This is a genomic window from Methanosphaera sp. ISO3-F5 (assembly GCF_034480035.2).
Classification (GTDB): domain Archaea; phylum Methanobacteriota; class Methanobacteria; order Methanobacteriales; family Methanobacteriaceae; genus Methanosphaera.
In genome coordinates this window covers 789,021-810,496 of the sequence record NZ_CP118753.2, presented here as the reverse complement: position 1 = coordinate 810,496, position 21,476 = coordinate 789,021, and the positions used below count along the sequence as shown (strand labels likewise).

The window sequence follows — 21,476 nt, the reverse complement described above, 5'->3', positions numbered from 1 at the left end:
TTAATAAAAGTTTGTTATAATTGAAATAATTAATTATCAAAAAAAATAAGTTCCGAATAAATAGATTAAAAAAATAAAAATAAGAGAGAATAATTAAAAACAAGGATAAATATCCTCATAATTAATTAAAATTTAACAATAAATGATAAATCTGATTAGTCTGTTGCTTTAACTACGTTAAATGTAGATTCAAGACTAGAAAGCTTATAATTAGTAGTAGCTTCGTAAAGTACGGCTATTTTATTAGCACCTACCTTTTTAGTAGTTGCTTTAGCTGTGAATATACCGTTACTATTTGTTTTTACATTTTGAAGTTGACCACTAATTCTTACTCTTAAGTTAGCATTTTTAATTACAACACCAGAAACATCAGTTAATTTACCTGTTACTGTTACTTCATCTCCCACGGTTACATCTGCTATTTTATTGAGAGTAACTTTTGTTGCTTTTTTACCTACATAAAAAGTTGTTTTAACACTGGATGCTTTAGTATTGGTATTACCTGCAAAAGCTACTGTAACATTGTTTTTACCAACTTTATTAGCAGTTACTTTAGTTGTGTATACTCCTTTAGTATTAGTTTTTACAGTGACTGTTTGAGTGTTAAATTTCACTTTAACATTTGCATTTTTAATTACTGCACCTGAATTATCAACTAATTTACCAGTTATTGTAACTTTATCATTATATATTTTGTTAGCTACTTTGGTTACTGTGAGTTTACTAGTTTTTTTAGTTATAGTGAATGTTTTTTTAGCAGAACTTGCTGTGTATTTGTTATTTGCTGCAAATGTTGCTGTTACTGTGTTGGATCCTACTTTTGTAGTTTTGTATTTGTATGTGAATACTCCATCCTTGTTGGTTTTTATTGTTGTTTTTTTACCATTTACATTAAATGCTAAGTTTCCACTTGTTACTCCTATTCCTCTATTATCTTTAACGGTAGCTTCTATGTTTACAGTGTCACCAACTACTCCTGTTACTTTGTTTAAGGTGACTTTTGTTGATTTTTTAGGAGCGGTTTTTACTGAACTTGATCCATAGATTTCTCTTTTGTTTTCTTTTCCAATGTTTTTAATTCCACTGAAATCATTTCCACCCTGAACTAATGTTCCACTTGGATCGTTATACATTGCCCCACCTCTTATTTCATTTGAAGCAGTGCTTGTTGTTTTGAAGGTGTTTGTGAAAACAGATAATTTTCCACCATTGTTATATAATGATCCACCATGAACTTTATATCCATTGTTGGTGTTGCTTATAGTGTTATATGCTACTGATAATGTTGAATGTCTGTTGAATAATATTCCACCATTTAAACTGTCAGTTCTTTCTGTTGAGGAAATTTTTAAGCCTGTGATTTTGTTATCTTCAAATGAGGATGTTCCTATTTCGTTGTATAATAGTCCACCTTTAACACTTTTTGCAGATATTTTAATGTTATTGAATTCATTGTTGATTATGTTAATGTTTGCTTCATAGTTATCAATTACTGCTCCTCTTATTGTATCTTTTGGAGCATTTAATACTATGTTTTTGAAGGTGTTACCGGTTACATCTGAAACAGATTTAAATGAATGGAGTGGTCTGCCTATGTTGTTATCAAATACATTGTTGCTTATTTTTACATTTTTTAGATGTAAATAGTAAACTACTGCTGTTCTGTCGTTATTATTTTTAACACTTGCCTTGTTTTTAGTGAATACAGAGTTTTCTAGTTTAAATGTTCCTCCATTTTCACCAGTACTCCATATAGCTCCACCATGACCTGATGTACATCCTATAAATTTACAGTTTTGTATGGTTGATGATCCTGAGTCTGTTATAGCTCCACCTTTACCTGTTGAAACAGCATTGATGAAGGTACAGTTATCAGCTACTAACATTCCTTTAGCATTTACATCAATAGCTCCAGATCGTTCTCCCCCTTTAGTATTTTTAATGGTTAAATCATGAACTGTAACTTTAACATTTTTAAATATTTTTAAGAATTGTTTTGAGTTTGAACCATCTATTACTGCTCCATTACCGAAAATTTCAACCTTTTTAAGTGTTGGACTATCCCAAAGATTAATAGTTTTTGTTGCTTTGTATGTTCCTTTTTTAAGATAAACTGTTTTTTCGGTAGTTTTTTCCGTTAATTCATCAGCTAATTGATTATATGATGTTACTTCATTATATCCAGTTTTAACTGTTTTGTCTTTAGTATTTGTTTTTGTTATAACTTTATTAACTTCAGAAGGTTGTGCTGTTACCGTATCATCAGAAACAGTTGAATCTGATGTTTCATTGGCAGCATATGCACAAGATATACCGAAGATTAATAAAACAAATAACACTACAAAATATTTAATGTTATTCTTCATCAAATCATCCCAATAATATTAATTTTTTATATCCTTATTGGATGATTCAATGTTTGTTTATAATCATTAATAATATTAATGTAAAAAAAGTATTTTATATCTATTCAATGTTTTTGTTTTTTAATGTTATACCTTAAAACAAGATAGAATATAATTAAATATATTTATTTTAGTTAATGATTATTACTTTAATAAAAAAATGAAAATTTAATTAATAAAAAGTCTCAGAATATTCCTAAAAAATTAAAAATAATTAGTAATTATGTAATATACTAATTCTAATAGGTAATCTACCTTCAAAATATTATAGATACATAGAAACGGTATTCATATATAAGTTAATTAAAGTCTAAAAAATTTTTATATAACTCCATATACTCATCTGCCATTTGTTTAGTAGATTTAAAGTTGATTTTGGTTATTTGATTGATAATCTCATCATATTGAGAATCATTTTCTGAAATTTCAATTATTTTATCATATGCTTTTTTAGGATTATTTTCTATAAAGTATCCTCCACCATGTCTTTTTACACGTTCACCAAGCGCTCCCATATCCAGGGTGATTACTGGTATTCCACATCCCCAACTTTCGGTTAATGTATGACAGTATGTTTCAGGCCATATAGAGAATAATCCTATGAAGTGTGGTTTAATTTTTTCTACTTCTTTACAAAATTCACTGCGTTTATAGTAACCATGATGTATTCCAATATCTTCAAGATGGAATTTTGAATGAATATTTCCCATATAATGGAATTCTAACCTATTTTCTGTATCATACTCTTTTATTGCTTTGATTAGCCAACCACCTTTATTTACATTAATATGTCCAGGGAATAATATCCTTATTGGTTGATCTTTGAATGTTGGAAGCTTCTGGTTTATTTTATCCGGTGTGGAAATATCTCTTCCATGTTCAATTATCATAAAAGTTTTTTCAGATAGTTTTGGATAAAATTCTGTGTAAATATCATACGCTGATTGTGATGTTGTTACGAATGCATCACAATTGTCAAGCATTTGTGAAACTTCTTTTCTCCATTGTGTGATGTATGTTTTTAATAGTGGTGCATTTAATCCTCCAGTAATATCACATTGCCCCTGATTATTTTTGATTGGACTACAGTGCCCTCCACAATATTTTTCGGTATCATCTATTAAATTGTGTGATGGACAGACGTAGTAAAAGTCGTGGAATGATAATATTACTGGTATTCCGATCTGTTTTGCTATGTATGGCATGTCAAATGAATGTCTGATTAAATGTCTAATATGAACTAAGTCTATCTTTAATGAACATAGTATGTTGAAGTAAATTCTTCTAAATTCATTATTGAATACGTCTTTTATGGAGTATTCATTTTTTATAGTCCATGTGGATAATAATGTTAAATGTTGTAAAAATTCATCATCATCCTCTTCACTACTTTGTGAATCATTTACTGACTTTGTGTATTTATATAATTTTATTTCTTCTTTTCCTGCGGTTAATATGTATGATTCTATGTTATCTGGTAAATTTCCCATTAGTTCTATGCTTGTATGTAATGTTCCACCTGTTCCTTCATGAATTAAGTATAGTATTCTTTGGACATTGAATTTATAGTTATTCTCAGATTCTAGCATTACTGCTATTCTTTTTCTTATATCTCTTAAATTGTATGATCGTAGCATATCTAATAGTTTTAAACTGTAATCAGGATATTTTTCTTCCAACAATTGACGATTTTTCAGGTATAATTCGTCTTTTAATGATGCGAAGGATACGTTATGTTTATGATAGATGTATGTTGAAGGTTCTATAACGTTTAACCATCCTTTTTCAAGCAGTCTCATACAGAAATCATTTTCTTCACAGTATCCTTTACCAAATATTTGGTCAAAGAAGCCTACGGAGTAGATTGCTTCTCGTTTGATATACATGCAGAAGCCGTTTCCTGTCGGAACATATAATTTGATGTTTTTTGATATTTTTTCGATTAAATTACTTGTTCCTGTAACTCCTAATTCTGGTTGTAATTCATTGTCCTCATCTACTATTGGAACTGAAAATGCTCCGGCATTGTTTGATAGTGGGGTTACTGTGGCTATGTTTTCTTTGGAATATGCTGCTATTTTTAGTTTTTGCAACCATTTTGGTGTGACTTCCGTGTCACTGTTGAGTATTATTACATCGTCACTTGTTTTTTCAAAGCCTAGATTAATATTTCTTACAAATCCCTGGTTTTGTTCATTATTTATTACTGTTATATTTAGATAATCTTGGTATTTAGATAATAATTCTTCTATCCGTTTGTCGGTACTGCAGTCATTGATTAATAGTAATTCGTATGGTGTTGTAGTGTATTTTAGTACGCTTTCTATGCATGCTTTTGTTTCTTCATAAGCGTTGTATATTGGTATTATGATTGATGTTTTCTGATTAAATGATTCTAATATTCTGTTAATACTTTCTTCATCATATTTTAAGTTGATATTATTGTCTCCGACGTGTAATAATCTTTGGAAGTACTGGTTTTTGAAATAGAATATTGGACTTTCATCGTATTCGAAGTTGTTTTTCCAGCATACATAGTTAAAACTTAATTGGTCTCGTCTACTATAATCTTGTACTTCTCGGTACCATTCGTTCATTAATGCTTTTACTTCTTGATTATTATGATTTCTGAATATTATTCCACTTGCTATTAATCCGTTGTGTCTTGGATAATTGTCTTCTGCATATCTTGCTATTTGTTTGTGTATTAGTTCTGGTGTGTCTTTTTCTAGTCGTATGCATTCTTCTGCTTCATCGTATATGTCATCCCGGATATCGTGTTTTATTACTAATAGTTTATTGTTTGATGAATATTTGTGAATGTATTCTTCAATATCTCCTATTATGTCAAAGTTTGCATCTATCCATAATGAATAATCGTATTCTTTTAGGTATTTATGTGGTAATATCTTATATTTTCTGGCTTTTCGTATCTTGTCTATGTGTTCTTCTTCCATGTACTTGATTGTCCAGAAATCTGATTTTAGGTTTGGATTGTCTGTGAAACAGATGTAATCGAATTTAGGGTTTATGACTAGTGGAGTAACTAATTCATCATAGTTTCCAGTTAATGCTGTGTAAACTACTAATTTTGAATTGTTAAAGTCAATTTCATGTGTTTTCTTGTTTATTAATTCCTTGAGTGATTCATGTGGATTTAATAGGTTGTGTATTGTTTCATGTATGTTTTCCTTGTTGCATGTTGCCTCATATAATGCTTGAATTTCAAATCGTGATAATAATCGTATGAATAATGATAAATCCTGATTATTTGGATTATAGTATGAGTATAGGTATTTTACATAGACCAGGTCAATTTTTAAATTTAGTAGGATATTTGTATATAATGAGACATATGTGTTCTGATCCCATTTTGATGTTATATCCCATTTTTCGTATAATACGAATCTACCTTCCCTTATAACTCCTAATTTGATCTGTTTACTGTGTAGTGTTAGGATATATGTATCGTAATAATCTGCAATTTTATGATAATCTTCATCAAGGATTGGTGTATTCTTTTCTATTCCAGTTACGTATAATATTCTTTCAGGATTTTTAATATCATCATGATGTAATCGTATTCTTTCTAGTGAGTCTTGTAATGATTTTGATTGTACGAATTCATTCCAATCATCGTATAAACTAGGATATCTTTTTTCTAGTATTTTCTTGTTTCTTGCTTTTAAATTATTAGTGTTTTCTTTTTTAAATGAGGCATGTCTTCTATGATATATGAATACTGAATCATTTCTTATATTTAACCATCCATTATTTAATGCTCTGTAAGTGAAATCTGTTTCTTCACCATAACCTTTTCCGAAGGTTTCATCAAAAAGACCTACTTCTTCTATACAGGCTCGTTTGATGAACATGCAAAAACCGTTACCTGTGGGTGCTTCAATATTTAGGTTATATGATAACTTATCTAATCGGTAAGCATTTTTGTTTATTTCATCGAAGTTTTTATTATCAAATTCTTGTATGGAAATATCTGATGCATTGGAAAATGGTGTTACAGTACCTATCTCGTTACTTGAGTATGCACAGTATACTAGATGACTTAGCCAGTGTGGTGTGACTATTGTATCGCTATTTAATAGTACTACATCGTTTTTGGTAGAGTTCATACCCATGTTTACATTTCGGATAAATCCTTGATTTTCTTTATTTCTTATTATCCTGATTTGTGGAACGTATCTTAATGAGTCTAGTAATTCATCTATTCTTTTATCGGTACTGCAATCATTTATTAAGATTAACTCATAGTTTATATGTGTATTTCGTAGCACACTTGTAATACATTCTTTTGTTTCTTCGTAAGCATTATATATTGGTATTATGATGGATACTTTGTTTTTTAATGCTTTTAGCATGTTAGATGTTGAATGTATCTTGTATCTTTTATCGAATTTTTTTAAGTGATTACTTAATACCATGTAACTATCCCTGGTTTGTCTTTTTCCGTGAATAATATAATGGTATAATGGATCCAATCCTGCATCTTTGACATCCTGGTTCCATTCCAAGTATTTTAATGATGAAAAATATGGATTTGGGTTTAAACCATCTTTAACTCCTATGGTAAGATAATGCATTACTGGATCGTCTATTTCTTCGGGATCATATTTGCTCTTTTTTTCGAACTCATCTGATTCGTTTCTCATTAATTTTTCGTCTTCTTCAGTGATTAAATAGTCATCTAAATGTGTTAAATAGAATTCTTCATCAAATAATTCAGAATCGGATAGAGTATCATATGCATTTAACAGATTCATTATGTAATGAATTAATGGGTTTTTATCCCCAATACCCGGATATTCTTCAAGATATTCGCTTGTATTGAATTTCTCGGAAGGATCATACCCTTCTTCATATCCTATGTTCAAGTAATGTTCTAATGCATCATTTACTTCTCTTGTATCCTGAAGATTTGATAAGTAATATTTTTCATCAAAATATTTTTCTTTAATTACAAAGTTCCTGAATTTTTTATATTGCTTTAAACTTAAATCATGATTTACTTTCCTATTAGAATCATATGCATACATTGTATAGTGTACTAATGGATTTTTATTTAAATATTTGACATTAGGATTGTTTTTTATGTAATTGTTTGTGTTGAATAAGATTGATGGATTTAATCCTTTTTTGCTTCCAATTTCCACATAATGGTCTAATGGATTTCTAATATTCTTTTCATTACATTGACTGAGATAGTATTCTTCATCAAATAATTCTTCTTCAACAACTTTTTTTCTAAATTCTTTAAGTTCCGGTAATGTGATATTATATTTAGCTATCCTGTCCTCGTCCATACCGTATTGACAGAAATGTACTAACGGATTTCTTCCATCATTAGCAATATCGGTATATTGGCTTAGATAACCAGATGTGCTGAAGTTGACTGATGGATCAAGCCCTAATTTGTATCCTTCTGTTAAATAATGGTATAATGGATATTTTATTTCTTGATTTTTTAATTGATTTAAGTAGTATTCTTCATCAAATAATTCTTCTTCCATTATAACTTTTTGGAAGTTTTTGAATTCTTCATATGTTAATCCGAAATTAAAGATTCTTGATTGATTCATTCCATATTTCACATAATGGAGTAATGGATTCATTCCTGATTCACGAATATCCTCATTAAATCGTAAATATTCTTTTGTATTAAACAATGGTGAAGGATTTTTATTTTTTTTCCAACCTACTGTTAAATAATGATCCAATGGATCAATTATAGTAGTGTTACATTGTTCTAAATAGTATTCTTCATCATAAAATCCTTCATTTATTATAAAATCTTTAAATTCATTAAATTTAGATAAACTTAAGTCACATTTAATTTTTCTATTCCCATTATATGCATGATTAGCATAATGAATCAAAGGATTTAATCCTAATTTAACTATATCACGACTGTTTTTTAAATAACAGTTAGTGTCAAATAATCCGGATGGATTTCTTCCCTCTTTAAATCCAATGGTTAAATAGTGAGATAAAAGATTATGAGCATGAACATCAGGATTAGTTACACGATAATACTCTTCATCAAATAAACCTAATTGTTTAACTTTTTTCTCAAATCCACAGAATTCTTTATAAGAGAAACCGTAATTTATTTTATGGTTCTTATCCCTATCATTTAACATAAAATAGATTAATGGATTATTGTTTCCTTTAATACTGTCACTATTATATTTTAAGAATTCATTTGTATCAAATATATAAGAAGGATTTTTATTTTCTTTCCATCCAATTTCCAAGTAATGTCCTAATGGGTCCTGCGTATATTCATTTAATTGACTAGTATAATATTCCTCTTCAAAAAATCCTTCTTCGATAACTTCTTTTTCAAATTTTTTAAATTCTGGATAGGATATATCAAAATTGAATTTTCTATTACTTTCTAAAGAATAATTTATTAAATGGAATAATGGATTAATTCCTGATTCTTTAACATCCCTATTTTTTTGAAGATAATATTGTGTGTTAAAACGATAGGATGGATTTTTGTTTTCTTTCCAGCCTATTGTTAAATAATGATCGAATGGATTGTTTATTTTTTCAGAAAATTGATTTAAATAGTATTCGTCTATAAATAATTTTTCTTTATATGCTGTTTCTTTAAATTTTTTATAATTTGACAAGCTTAGATTTATTTTTACTTTACGATTACTGTTAAATGAATATAGAACATAATGTATTAATGGATTAATATCCAATTTTTTTACATCAGGATTATTTTCCAGGTAAGTTGTTGTTTCAAAATATTCTGATGGATTTAATCCATTATGATATCCTATACTCAGATAATGATCCAGAGGGTCTGTTACCTGTGTTTCTTTTAGGTTTGATAGATAATATGAATCATTAAATAAGTATTCCCTGTAAACTTTTTTTCTAAAGTTTTTCCACTCCTGAATGGATAAATCATGTTTTACCTTACGTTCACTATTTAATGCATAAAGTACGTAATGAATTAATGGATTAATTTTTTTTTCTGATACATCATGATTATTTTTTAAATAATTATTTGTATCAAATAATATTGATGGATTTAAACCATTTTTACTTCCAATATATATGTAATGGTCCATTAGATCAGTTATTTTTTCATCTTTACATTGTTTTCGGTAGTATTCTTCATCAAAAAGTTTCTCTGCATAGACCAATTCAATGAATTTTTTATATTCAGATAAACTTAGATCAAATTTAATTTTCTTGTCACTGCCTAATTCATATATTGCATAATGAGCTAATGGGTTCATATTTGTATTTTTAACATCAGGATTATGTTCTAAGTAATATTTTGTATCAAAAAAAGGTGAAGGATTTAATCCCATTTTATATCCTATGTTCAAATAATGTTCTAATGCATCATCTATATTTTCCTCTTTGATAAATGATAAATAATATTCTTCATCAAAAAGTTTGTTTCTGATAATTTTAGTTTTAATCGCATTTGCACTCATTGATTTAATCCCATAAGCCATTATAATTACCTTCTATTTTTTTAAACATTCCATTTTATTCTTAGAACATATTTTATAATACATCTAATTATATATCTGATAATTAATTAATTTTTCTTGAATTAAAAATTTGAATAAATACCTGTTTTAATAGGTTACATCGTTATTATCAACTCTTATTAACAAGATATTAGTTTAATTATATTATAATTAAGATAATTATTTGATTGACTAAAATAAGGTTTTTATTTAATTTATAAACAACTCTGATGTTAATTCATAGCTAATTTAAATGATAACAAAATTTAAATCTATATAAAATTATTTAAGAAACAAAAGGTATAAATTAAAATATAATAATTAATGAAGGGATTTTGTGGAAGAGATAATTTATGATTTTATAAAAAATATTGATATTGATAATATTTTATTCATTAAGGACACAAGTATAAATGAAAACATATTTTTAAATAATGCATTTAATGATAAAAAAGGCGTAACCCTTTCTGTTAATGAAAATGATTTCATACAAAACTTTAAAAAAAGTTTTTCAAAAAACAGTTATGATCTAATTATTGATAACACTGATTTTTCATCAGAAAACTATCTTAAAATAATTAAGAAAGAAACTGATGAAATTCCATTATTAATTATTAAATCAGATAAGAAAATTAATGAAGACTTAAACGAATACAACTTAACAACAATATCTCTTTCAGAAAATTATGATCTCATATACTTATTTGATAATCTGGATAAGAAATTAAATAACAGTTATAAATTTAATCCAATGTTAAACAACATTTTAAATCAAATATATTTAAACGAATATAATAAAAATAAAAATTTAAAAAATAAAATATCATCCACCATATACCCTTTAAGTTTATTAATTCATTCAAAACAGATAGGTGGAATTAAAAACCTGCCACTTAATATTAAATCATACAAGCAATTAGATGAAAGTAACTTTTTAAATATTGGATATTACCTTCGAACATACAAGATTAAAAATTGTAATAACGTGTATTTACATTACTTGTATAACTGTCTTAATAAAAATCAAAAACCTAATGAAGAATTTAATTATCATAGATATATCGAAGCAAATCCAGACTTGAATAATATAAGTATCAATCCAGCATTACATTACTTATTGTACGGAAGAAAAGAAGAACGAGACATAAATTTACATATCAGAGGAACAGTACAAGAAACAGTACTGGATAATGTTCTGAGAGGTTGGATAGCTGAAATTGGAAACAATTACCCAATAGATGCTAAACTTAAAATTGATAATAAAATATATCCCCTAAACGCTAACATTTACCGGGAAGATTTAGAAAAAAAACATATAAATCACGGCGAACACGGATTTGAATTTATTATCCCAGAAGAATACAAAGACAACAATGACCACAAAATTGAATTAATATACTTTGATACTTTCAAAATTGATGAAATTACCTACAATTCCAAGAAAAATGATCGTAGCTCCAAAAAACCAGTGAAAGGAGCTTTTCAGAGCAGCATAAAGGATACTTTGATTAAAGGATGGGTGGCAGAAATTGGAAATAATGAACCAGTACCTGCAAAAATAAAGATTGAAAACAAATCCTATCCAATAATAGCCGACATATACAGGGAAGACCTTAAACTAAAACATATAAATCAAGGAAAACATGGCTTTGAATTCAGCATTCCCGATGACTTTATTGACGGAAAAGAACATAAAATACAATTAATAGCAGAAAACAAAGTAATTAGCGAGATAAGTCATTCATTTGTCAAGTATGACTTTGAAAATAATATAGAAAGATTCTTTTCCCATAGTATGACATCACCAGAAATGATTTTACCATTAAATGAACCTAGAAAGAAAATACTTGCCGTAATGAATAATATTGCCAAATATTTATGTGGAAATGTAAATGATAACCCCCTAGTTACTGTGATAATGCCAGTCTATAATAGGGAAGATTTAATAGAAAATGCAATTACATCTGTTTTAACTCAAAGTTATAAGAATTTAGAGTTAATAATCATTAATGATAATAGTACGGACAACACTCTTGACAAGATAAATAGTTTTGATGACAATCGTATAAAATTAATAAATAATCCAGAAAATTATGGAGTTTCCAAGTCCAGAAACATTGGTTTAAAAGAATCCAGAGGAAAATACATAATGTACTTGGACTCAGATAACAATTGGGAAAAAGATTATGTTAAAACTATGATTGGAGCATTCAATGTACTTGAAGATGCTGATGCATTATATTCAGGACAATACGTGTATGAAAAAGAAAAGAACAACCTTAAATATATACGATATGGTACCATAAACAAAGGGTTATTAATGAACAGGAACTATGTTGACTTAAATAGTTTTTGTCATACCCGTGAGATATATGAAGAAAATGGCGGTTTTGATGAAGGTTTAAAACGTTTTGTAGATTGGGATTTAATATTAAAATATATGACCTACGGGAAAATATATTCAATACCAGTCATATTATCTAACTATTATTTTAATATTGCAGAAAATTCCATATCAAATGATGTTAAATTATTAAACCAATCCGAAATAGTGATTGAAAATCAAAAAAAGAGATTAGAGTCCAAAAAATATGATTTTAACATGAAACATGGCGTGAGTGTAATCATTCCAAGTTATGAATCTTTAAAAGATTTAAAAGAATGTTTGAACTCACTATTTGAATTAAAAGCTTCTTGGCTCGAAATTATTGTTATAGATAATAATTCTAGTGAAGATGTAATAAAATATCTGATTGATTTAAAAGATAAACATAAAATTAAATTAATATTAAACAATGAAAATCTTGGATTTACTTATGCAGTTAATCAAGGAATTGAAATTTCAGATATAAGAAATGATATTCTTTTACTAAATAATGATGCTGTTGTAACTAAAAATGCAATACCATTACTACAAAAAGCAGCTTATGAATTAAAAGATTGTGGAATAACTGTTCCACAACAAGTATTGCCTGCAAATACTAAAACAATTAATGTTCATGTACCATTTGCTCAAAAAAATATTGAATGTGATGTGAATTTATCAAACCATCATAAGAATATTATTAATGTTCCATTATTCCATAATGGTGAATATACTGAAATTAGTTTCGCAGCATTTTTCTGCGTATACATTAAACGTGACACATACAATAAATCATTAGGATTAGATGCTGAACTAGGAAGACATTTCAGATCAGATATGATATATTGCAATTATATTCGTAGCATTCTTAATCAGAAGATATATCATGTATCTGAGGCAAGAGTGTATCATAAATTACAACAAGCAACCAGTACGCTTAGAAAAAAATCTGAGAAGGAACATAATCTTTTATATGTTCAAAACAGATGGTCGCCAGAAGAACAGAAGAAGTATGGGTTTAAAACTGCTAAATGGGATGTAGACTAATAGTCTACTCATAAAGCATATTTTTCTTTCACACTTAATGCATAATCCATTCCTTTTTCTGAATAAGTATTCACATATTCTTTTGCTTGACTTATTTCTGCTTCATTATCACTTAAATCTAATATGAATTGTGCCCACCTAATTTTATACCAATCACTTTCTTTTGCGTTATGATATAATATTTCATTTGCTTCATTTATTCTTTGATTATGATATATTGTTTTTAAAAATACGAAGCCCCATCCTGCCCTTATTTGTCGACATAGGTTTTCTGTTAACAATTCATCATATAATAATAAAGTTTCTAGCCATGCAATTTCTAAATGTTGATAAAGTCTTTTTTTAATCTCATCACTTTCTGAAGAAGCTACTTTTTTAAAGTAGGAACTTATTTTTTCTAATGATTCCATATTACCCTCTGCCCAACTATTTAGTAAATCATTATATTCTTGAGTATAGAAATTTAATTCTTGACTGAGACAATTATATAATTTAGTTTCATCAACTCTGTATCCTTTCTCAATATAAGCCATAGGATATTGTTTATCCAGGGAAGTATTTAGATTTAATATTATTTCCCTTGATAATGAAAACATTCCAGTGAATAATTCCTTACTCGCAAAAGTTAATCCTTTAAATACTGGTTCTTCAGCATTATCAAACCAGTCAATTATAACTAGTTTGTCACCTATTGATTGGGATATTTTAATTGATTGAGCTAATATTTTATATGCATTTGGTGGTATGATTGGAATTCCCACTTCTGCTAAAGTTTTATCAATAAACCAATCTCTTCCTTCATGTAATGGAATAAAAGTTCCGTCAAATAATGAAAAGCTATATGTCTGATTGTTTTTATTAGTTTGTAAAATTATCTTTGGAATTCCATTAAAACAGAATATTTTATATTCTAAAGGAACCTTAAGATTTGGTAGGAAATTACCTATATACTCCTCTACAACAAAATAAGGATTTATTTCTTTTACTGAATTGAATTTATTAATATTTTCATTAATTATTTCATCAATTGTATATTTTTTTGATGAAAATTCATCAACAAAATGATTGTCATCGAATTTTTTAAGCAGCATCATGTTACTTGATGTTTTGTAAGAGCTTTTGAGGAAAAACTTTGTTGGTAAATTATTTTCTATTTTCTTTAAATCGGATATATTATCTAGTTTATAGTATATTTTAGGATGATTAATACCTAAGTTTTCTATAAAATTTGATAGCTGTATGTTATCATTTAATTCCCATGGTACTTGTTCATCTAAACCAAAGAATCTGGTATATTCTAGTTCATATAGGTTTGTTGTCTTATAGTATGAGTATGCTCTTTCTTTATCTGATCTTTGTGGAACTTTAATTCTGGAAGTATAATTATAATTTAATAATAAATCTATCAGATCAAAGTAAGGTATTTCGCCAGTTGCTGTTCCATTAACAAACATGCCTAATTTTCCTCTTCTAAATTCGGGAATTGTGTCTACACAGTTTATCATTCCTTTTCCTTCAATATCATCAACACAGAAACAAATTTTTCGTTCTAAATCTAATGATTTGAATTGTAGTGCTACACTTTTTAGTTCAGTTGTTGTTTCAAAGAACAAATTATCATAATTTATTCTCTTTTTTCGTTCATCCCATTTAGTCTTGGCTTCTTCAAATGTAGAATAATGATTAAAGTATAATGTTAAGTCTCCAAGTCGTACTATTGGATAATTTGTTTTAAGAATTGGATCAAAACCTTCCTGAATATATTCCAGTTCTTTGTTCATGTAATAAGAAAAATTTTTAGCTAATTTATTAAAATCGGTCTCGTGTAAAAATAAATTCACGAATGGTGACCTGAATTGTAATCCTAAACTATGATAAACAATTCCACCCCAACAATGTCTGCTTATAATTGATGGAGGATTTTCAAGTAATTTTTGATACTTTTCAAAATCAAAAAATGGTAAATTAAATACTCTTATTGGTATAATTTTTTGTTTAAAATTATTTTCGACTGATATACTATTATAATATTCCTTATTTTCGGTTAATAAGATAAAATAATCAAAGTCCAAATCTTTAATCTCTGAATATGAGGAGTAAACTGGAATATCATCTATTGTTTCATAATTTGATTCTTCTAATACCCATCCTAGAATGTTTAATATTCCTTTTTGAATTTGCATATTGATTAAATTAAAATTAGATTGGTAATCTGCTATTTTTCCGATTAATACTACATTTGATCCCATATTACACACTTCTCAACATGAAAAAATAATCATTTTTATATATTATTTTATAGTTTTTAGATTAAAAATATTACTTATAAATCATAATGGAAATTTTAATTAAGATGAGAGTTATAGAATTATATAGAAAATTATTTTGAGAGTGTTATTATTAAATCAATGTCTAATGTAGATGTTTACAGAATTGTGAAGGAATTGAATGATGAACTTATTGGTGCCCGTATTGATAAGTCATATCAGCCTACATATGATACTATTAGAATTAAATTAAGAAAGGCTGGTGAGGGACGTAAGGATTTGGTTATGCAGGCAGGTGTTCGTATTCATTTAACCGATTATCCACAACCTAATCCAACCATTCCACCAAATTTTCCTATGCTTCTTAGAAAACATTTGGCTGGAGGTAGTATTACCAGTGTTAAGCAACATAATTTTGATAGAATCATAGAAATTACTGTTCAGAAGAATGTGGAGTATACTCTTGTCGTGGAATTATTTAGTAAAGGTAATGTTATTCTACTTGATGAGAATAAGAATATTATTTCTCCATTAAAGCATAGGAAATGGCAGGACCGTAAGGTTACTTCTCATGAAGAGTACAAGTATCCTCCAGAGAAGGGCATTAATATTAATAATACTAATCCCTCAGAGATAAGAAGTGTTCTTGAAAGTTCTGATGCTGATATTACTCGTACTATTGCTACAAATGGTCTTGGCGGGTTATATGCTGAAGAAGTTATAGGATATACAAATATTGACAAGTCTACTCCTGCTGGTGAAATAAGTGATGATGAAGTATATGAATTGGATGAAGCTATTAAGAAATTATTTTATAGAGTAGAGAATGAACCTAATCCTCAGATAATACTTGATAAGGAGGATAATTCTAAAAATAAGGATTTGGTTCCTATTAACTTAAATAATTATGAAGGTTTTGAAAGTAAAACTTTTGAAACATTTAATAAAGCTGCTGATGATTTTTATAGTAAAAAAATAGTTAACGAAATTAAAAACCAGGAGGAAGATGCATGGAGTAAACGTATAGGTAAGTTTGAAAAACGTTTACATATGCAGGAAGAATCACTGAAAGGATTTTATAAAACTATTGATGATACACAACATAAGGGAGATACAATTTATGCCCATTATAATGAAATCCAGCAGATACTTGATGTTATAAGTAATGCTCGGCTTAAATATTCCTGGAAGGAAATTTCATCGATTATTAAGAAATCTAAGAAGGAAGGTAATATTCCTGAGCTTAGTATGATTGAATCTGTTGATAAGATGGGTGTTCTTACATTGAAATTGGATGATGTTGTTGTTCAGGTTGATAGTAATATTGGTATTCCTGAGAGTACTGAAAAATATTATAATAAGGGTAAGAAGGCTAAACGAAAGATTAGTGGTGTGAAGGAAGCTATTGAAAATACTAAGAAAGAGATTAAACGTTTACAGGATAAGAAGGAAGTTGCTATCGCGGAGCTTAAAGAGAAGCAGAAGCCTAAGGTTAAACGTGAACTTAAATGGTATGAGAAACTCAGATGGTTTATTAGTCGTGACGGTTTTCTTGTCATTGGTGGTCGTGATGCAAATAGTAATGAACAGGTTGTGAAGAAATACTCTAAGAATAATGATATTTATTTACATTGTGATATTCATGGTGCTCCTTCCACTATTGTCCAGAATGATGGTGATGAAGTAATTCCTGAAAGTACTCTTTATGATGCTGCTTGTTTTGCTAGTAGTTATAGTAGTGCTTGGAGTGAGGGTTTTAGTAGTTATGATAGTTATTGGGTTAATTTGGATCAGGTTTCTAAGACTCCTCAGTCTGGTGAGTTCTTGAAGAAGGGTGCTTTTGTTATTCGTGGTCGTAAGAATTTTATTCGTAATGTTCCTGTATTGATTGCTATTGGCATAGTTGATTATGATGGTGATAAACGTGTTATGGCTGGTCCTGTTCAGTGTGTTGAACGTTTAACTGATAATTTTGTTATTGTCAAGCCAGGTTTTACTAAAAAAGAGCGTATAAGTAAGGAAATTTTGAGTAAGATTGATTCAGAAAAAATGTTTGGTGTTGATGATATCGTACGTAGTTTACCTAGCGGTAAATGTGATTTACTTGATGTACGTGAGTATAAACAAAAATATGGAAAGATTTTATAAGAAAAATGATTATTTTCTTATGTATTATTTTTTTTAGGATATAATTTTAGTTTTTTTGTTTAATCTTTCCTAGTTCTATTTTTATTTTTTATGTTATTTATTATAATTTATTCTTCTTGGTAGTTTTCTCCTGGTTGAAGTACTACTGTGATTGTTCCAAGACTTGCTTCTTCCACATATTTTGCAAAGAGGTTTGTGTCTTGTTCTATTTCTTCGAATGTATCATAGTGCATTGGTATTACTATTCTGGATTGTAGCCATGATGCTGCTATTGCTGCGTCTTCGATTCCCATTGTGAATTTGTCACCTATTGGCAATAGTGCTATATCTGGTTGGTATATGTCTCCTATGACCATTTTCATGTCTCCGAAGAGCCCTGTGTCTCCTGCATGGTATATTTTTTTGCCGTTTTCTAGGGTTATTACAAATCCTGTGGATACTCCTCCTTCTTCCATGTTTTCTAGGAAGTCTAGGCCGGATGAGTGCCTTGCATCTGTCATTGTTATGTTTATTAGGTTGTTTACTGATATTGATCCTCCAATGTTCATGCCTATGGCGTTTAGTCCTTGTTTTTGTATGAATGTTGCTATTTCATGTGTTGATATTACTGTTGCTCCTGTATTGTTTGCTATTTCTAGTGTGTCTCCGAAGTGGTCCATGTGTCCGTGTGTTACTAGTATTATGTCTGGTTTAAATAATTCGACTGGTTTTGTGCATGATGGGTTTGCACTTATGAATGGGTCTATTAATATTTTCATTCCTTCTTCTGTTGTTATTTCAAATGCTGAATGTCCCAAGTATTCTATTTTCACTCTAATCACCTTCATTTGTTATTGTTATATTTGTTTTATTTGATTAAAATTTGTTATTATGTTATGTGCATTCTTTCGTCCATCATATTCTATGAATGTATTGTAGTATTCTCTGTTTATTTTTATGTTTTCTATGTTGTCTAGTGTTTTGTTTATTTGTTTTAGTAGTTCTGGTGGATTGTTTATTTCTGTTGTTATTGTTATTCCGCATTGTTTCATTCGTTTTGCGTTTCTTTCTTGTTCTATGTGGTTTGTTATTGGTATCATTATGTTTGGTTTTTGTATTGATATTAGTTCCATGCTTGTTGTGTGTCCTGCGAGTGTTATTGTTAGGTCGATAGTTTCATCCATTCTACTAGGTTGTGTGTGAAGTCTTTGATTATTAGTTTTTCTTTGTTGAAGTTGTGGAATGATTCTGATTTTACTTCTAGTCCTGTGAATATTATTATTTTATCTGCTTTTATTTGTTCTGATATTGTGCAGATGTTTTTTATTAGGATTTTTCCGAATTCACTTCCTCCTATGGTTACTACTATTATTTTTTCGTTGTTTGTGAATTTGTGTTTTTTTCTTAGGTTTTCTTTTGTGTCTATTTGTTTGTAGTTGTTGTGTAGTAGTGGTCCGATGTGTGATGTTTTGTTTTGTAGTTCTTCGGGTATTTGTATGTTTCCTGGTATGTCTGGTATGAGTATTTTTTGGCATCCTTTTGTTATTTCTATTATGAATTTTCTTATTCCTTTTTCGAAGTATTTTATGCTTTTTAGTTCTGTGCTTTTTGAGAATCCGAATGTTAGGTCGTTTGTTATTATGTAGCATGGTATGTTTAGGAATTTTGCTGTTATTGGCATGGAGTAGTGTGAGTCTGATATTATTATGTCTGGTTTTGATTTTTTTATGATTCTTGATTCTTTGTACATGCTTTTTATGAATGTGAATGGTATGTCTTTGGATTGTTTTATTGATTCTTCGATGTTTATTTCTCCTTCTTTTCCTTCAAAGTTCATTGGGGGTAGGTTGTGTGTTTTGTATTTGTATTTTTTTAGGTAGTTTAGTCCTGATCCATAGCTTGCGAATTCTATTTGGTGTTGGTTTTGTTCCAGGTATTGTGCTAGTGCTATGTCTCTGGATGCGTGTCCTATTCCTACTCCGCATGTTGTTATTAGTATTTTCATTTTTTTCTTTTCCTTTGAAGTTTTTTTGTTTGTGTGTTTTTTGCTTTATTTGTTATTATTATGTTTTTTGTTATATGTTATATTTTTTTCTTAAAAATTATTACTTTATTAGAGTAATAGTAATACTTATATAATATTATTACTAAAAAGTGTAAATAGTAATACATTAGGAGGTGAACATAATAAACATCATAAAAGACGAAAAAGGACAAGGAGCAGCAGAATACATACTACTCTTCGGAGGAGTGATAATAATAGCATTAGTAGCACTACAAATATATTCAAACTACTTCTCAAACGGAGAAACATTCAATGCCAAAGATGATGCCGAACAAATAAGACAAAACCTAACAAAAACCTAGAAAAAATATGAAAATAAAACTAGATAGCAAAGGACAAGTAAGTGCAGAACTAATATTAATTCTTTCAATAATGAGCATGATAGTACTGATAACAGCATACTACACAACAAATACACTCCATGAGATAACAAACCAGACAAAAGAAGTAATAATAACCGGAAGAGATAATATACTTAACAAATTATAATAACTTACCTTTCTTATTTATCTCCCCCTTACGTATACGTGTAGAAGAAATAGGAGTCCCATCATCAGCCATTATCCATTCAATAACAATAATATCCAGTAATTCAAGATTACGTTCATAACGTAAACTATTAATATACTCAGCAGACTTTTCAGTTTCTTCACTGACAACAATAGCATCAAGATCAGAGTCAACATCAGCAGTACCGCAAGAATCAAAAATCTCCTTTATTTCATAAGTATTATCAAATTGTTCCAAGAAGGAAATAATTTTACAAACCCTCTTATCCAATGGTTCAATTTCATGACTTTTACTACTTGCAAAAACATCAGAAGAAACCCCAATTAAAACTTCATCACCCAATTCAAAAGCAGTACCAAGTAGTTTTTCATGACCCCTATGGAACTTATCAAAAGTTCCACCAACTGCTATCTTTTTATACTTTTTATTCAAAATAATATCCTCAAAAATAATTAAATACTATTATAACTCTTTGTTTAATATAATATTTAAAATAATATTAAATCATATTTATCAGTTTTTTTAAGAGATAAATAAAAGTATTCTTGTTGACTTTAAAAAACCAAAAAATGAATAATTATAATGAAATGTATTTCAATCAAAAAATTATTTATCTGCATATAAAAAGTACTATTAGTCAAACGAAGGAGACTATTAAAAAATGGTATACAGTATTGATAAAATTAAAGAAAAATCAGTACATAATACCCAAGAGTATAATTTATAAGTTTATTCTTGTTTGAATCATATCAAAAGGTGAAGCAACTGAAGATAGTGATATTAATCTTTTATATAATAGTGAATTAACGGGATTACTTCAATATTCTTCATTAGTAAGAAAATTAAAATCACTTTTTTGGTTGCCATGTTAATTTAGTTTCAACAAATATTGAAAACCCTAAATTTTTAAATAAGATTAAAAAAAATATGGAGTATTATTATATGAAAAAAAAAGATAAAAATCCTATACAAATAGATATTGAATAATTTGAGTTCATTTAGGAAAACTGTTCAGATGTTGAATATTTATTAGATGAAATTAATTATGATTATAATGAATTTATTAATGATAAAAGAAACTCTCTTTCAGCGGGGATGATTGTTATTAACATTGAAGAATATTCTGAAAAATTATCTAAATATATCAAAGATGATAATAATTTTTTTCCATGG

General features: G+C 28.3%; 11 protein-coding genes. 4 read left to right on the top strand and 7 right to left on the bottom strand.

What is annotated here, in order from left to right:
- Nucleotides 1-155: 155 nt before the first annotated feature.
- Together PXD04_RS15285 and PXD04_RS15280 are read right to left on the bottom strand one after the other, a co-directional pair.
- The gene (locus PXD04_RS15285) at nt 156-2,366 is read right to left on the bottom strand and encodes an Ig-like domain repeat protein (RefSeq protein WP_323735686.1); all 2,211 of its coding nucleotides are present in this window, start codon (nt 2,364-2,366) and stop codon (nt 156-158) included.
- A gap of 338 nt (nt 2,367-2,704) precedes the next feature.
- Nucleotides 2,705-9,904 (bottom strand): glycosyltransferase, encoded by a 7,200-nt coding sequence (locus PXD04_RS15280; protein ID WP_323735685.1) that lies wholly within the window; start codon nt 9,902-9,904, stop codon nt 2,705-2,707.
- A 355-nt stretch (nt 9,905-10,259) separates the two neighbouring features.
- Between PXD04_RS15280 and PXD04_RS15275 the strand changes: the two genes are divergently transcribed.
- Nucleotides 10,260-13,334: a glycosyltransferase gene (locus tag PXD04_RS15275; RefSeq protein ID WP_323735684.1), complete on the top strand. Its 3,075-nt coding sequence runs from the start codon at nt 10,260-10,262 to the stop codon at nt 13,332-13,334.
- A gap of 8 nt (nt 13,335-13,342) precedes the next feature.
- Here PXD04_RS15275 and PXD04_RS15270 read toward each other — a convergent pair whose 3' ends face one another.
- On the bottom strand, nt 13,343-15,583 hold the full coding sequence (locus tag PXD04_RS15270) for a DUF1919 domain-containing protein (RefSeq protein ID WP_323735683.1): 2,241 nt from the start codon (nt 15,581-15,583) through the stop codon (nt 13,343-13,345).
- Nucleotides 15,584-15,733: 150 nt separating this feature from the next.
- Here PXD04_RS15270 and rqcH point away from each other — a divergent pair, with 150 nt between their 5' ends.
- Nucleotides 15,734-17,749, top strand: a complete 2,016-nt coding sequence (rqcH, locus tag PXD04_RS15265; protein ID WP_323737457.1) for a ribosome rescue protein RqcH — start codon at nt 15,734-15,736, stop codon at nt 17,747-17,749.
- Nucleotides 17,750-17,856: 107 nt separating this feature from the next.
- On the opposite strand, the gene PXD04_RS15260 is transcribed toward rqcH, so the two are convergent.
- Genes PXD04_RS15260 through PXD04_RS15250 form a run of 3 tightly spaced genes read right to left on the bottom strand, consistent with a single transcriptional unit; the run spans nt 17,857 to nt 19,733 of the window.
- Complete coding sequence (locus tag PXD04_RS15260; protein ID WP_323735682.1) at nt 17,857-18,561, bottom strand: metal-dependent hydrolase; 705 nt, start codon at nt 18,559-18,561, stop codon at nt 17,857-17,859.
- Nucleotides 18,562-18,585: 24 nt separating this feature from the next.
- Nucleotides 18,586-18,912 (bottom strand): glycosyltransferase, encoded by a 327-nt coding sequence (locus PXD04_RS15255; protein ID WP_323735681.1) that lies wholly within the window; start codon nt 18,910-18,912, stop codon nt 18,586-18,588.
- Nucleotides 18,891-19,733 (bottom strand): glycosyltransferase family protein, encoded by an 843-nt coding sequence (locus PXD04_RS15250; protein ID WP_323735680.1) that lies wholly within the window; start codon nt 19,731-19,733, stop codon nt 18,891-18,893. The genes PXD04_RS15255 and PXD04_RS15250 overlap by 22 nt, the downstream gene beginning before the upstream one ends.
- Before the next feature lie 173 nt (nt 19,734-19,906).
- Here PXD04_RS15250 and PXD04_RS15245 point away from each other — a divergent pair, with 173 nt between their 5' ends.
- Entirely contained in the window at nt 19,907-20,095 is a 189-nt protein-coding gene (locus PXD04_RS15245; RefSeq protein ID WP_409988272.1) for a class III signal peptide-containing protein, read from the top strand.
- Nucleotides 20,096-20,102: 7 nt separating this feature from the next.
- On the top strand, nt 20,103-20,282 hold the full coding sequence (locus PXD04_RS15240) for a class III signal peptide-containing protein (protein ID WP_323735679.1): 180 nt from the start codon (nt 20,103-20,105) through the stop codon (nt 20,280-20,282).
- Here the strand turns inward: PXD04_RS15240 and PXD04_RS15235 are convergent.
- Nucleotides 20,277-20,738 (bottom strand): phosphopantetheine adenylyltransferase, encoded by a 462-nt coding sequence (locus PXD04_RS15235; RefSeq protein WP_323737455.1) that lies wholly within the window; start codon nt 20,736-20,738, stop codon nt 20,277-20,279. The two genes, PXD04_RS15240 and PXD04_RS15235, sit on opposite strands and share 6 nt — an antisense overlap.
- Between the last annotated feature and the right edge of the window lie 738 nt (nt 20,739-21,476).